The sequence below is a fragment of the Microvirga sp. 2TAF3 genome (assembly GCF_052114965.1).
Classification (GTDB): domain Bacteria; phylum Pseudomonadota; class Alphaproteobacteria; order Rhizobiales; family Beijerinckiaceae; genus Microvirga.
In genome coordinates this window covers 1-1,411 of sequence record NZ_JBFRFT010000051.1, presented here as the reverse complement: position 1 = coordinate 1,411, position 1,411 = coordinate 1, and the positions used below count along the sequence as shown (strand labels likewise).

The 1,411-nt window shown below is 68.8% G+C and carries 1 protein-coding gene; it reads left to right on the top strand.

Annotated features, from left to right (window positions below; translation table 11 throughout):
- Positions 1 to 1,411 (top strand): ATP-dependent zinc metalloprotease FtsH (ftsH, locus tag AB4Y97_RS20940; protein ID WP_442000965.1); only part of this gene is annotated, 1,411 nt, incomplete at both ends.

Below are 1,411 nucleotides of genomic sequence, written 5' to 3'. Positions count from 1 at the left end.
TCGACGAGGCCAAGGAGGATCTGCAGGAGATCGTGGAGTTCCTGCGCGATCCGCAGAAGTTCCAGCGCCTCGGCGGCCGCATTCCGCGCGGCGTGCTGCTCGTCGGCCCGCCCGGCACCGGCAAGACCCTGACCGCCCGCGCGGTCGCCGGCGAAGCCAATGTGCCGTTCTTCACCATCTCGGGCTCCGACTTCGTCGAGATGTTCGTCGGCGTCGGCGCCAGCCGCGTGCGCGACATGTTCGAACAGGCCAAGAAGAACGCCCCCTGCATCATCTTCATCGACGAGATCGACGCGGTCGGCCGCCATCGTGGCGCCGGCTTGGGCGGCGGCAACGACGAGCGTGAGCAGACCCTCAACCAGCTCCTGGTCGAGATGGACGGCTTCGAGGCCAACGAGGGCGTCATCATCATCGCCGCCACCAACCGTCCCGACGTGCTCGACCCGGCGCTGCTGCGCCCCGGCCGCTTCGACCGCCAGATCGTGGTGCCGAACCCGGACGTGGTCGGCCGCGAGAAGATCCTGCGCGTCCATGTGCGCAAGGTGCCGCTGGCGCCCGACGTGGATCTGAAAGTGATCGCCCGCGGCACGCCCGGCTTCTCCGGCGCGGACCTGATGAACCTCGTCAACGAGGCGGCGCTGCTGGCGGCGCGGCGCGGCAAGCGCATCGTCACGATGCACGAGTTCGAGGACGCCAAGGACAAGGTGATGATGGGCGCGGAGCGCCGCACCCTGGTCATGACCGACGACGAGAAGCGGCTCACCGCCTATCACGAGGCCGGCCATGCCGTGGTCGCCCTCAACGTGCCGGCGACCGATCCGGTCCACAAGGCCACGATCATCCCGCGCGGGCGGGCGCTCGGCATGGTCATGCAGCTGCCGGAGCGCGACAAGCTCTCGATGAGCTTCGAGCAGATGACCTCGCGTCTGGCGATCATGATGGGCGGCCGCATCGCCGAGGAGATGATCTTCGGCAAGGAGAAGGTGACCTCGGGCGCCCAGTCGGACATCGAGCAGGCGACGCGGCTGGCCCGGATGATGGTGACCAAGTGGGGCTTCTCGCCCGAGCTCGGCACCGTCGCCTATGGCGAGAACCAGGACGAGGTCTTTCTGGGCATGCAGATGGGCCGCCAGCAGAACGTCTCCGAGGCGACCGCGCAGAAGATCGATTCGGAAGTGCGCCGCCTGGTCGAGGCTGGGCTGGAGGATGCCCGCCGCATCCTGACCGAGAAGCAGCACGAACTCGAGGCGCTGGCCCGGGGCCTGCTCGAATACGAGACCCTGACCGGCGACGAGATCCGCAACCTGCTCGACGGTCAGCCGCCGATCCGGGATACCGGCGACACGGTCTCGGCGAGCCGCGGCTCGGCCGTGCCGACCGCCGGACGCGGACGGCCCAAGGAAAGCGGCGG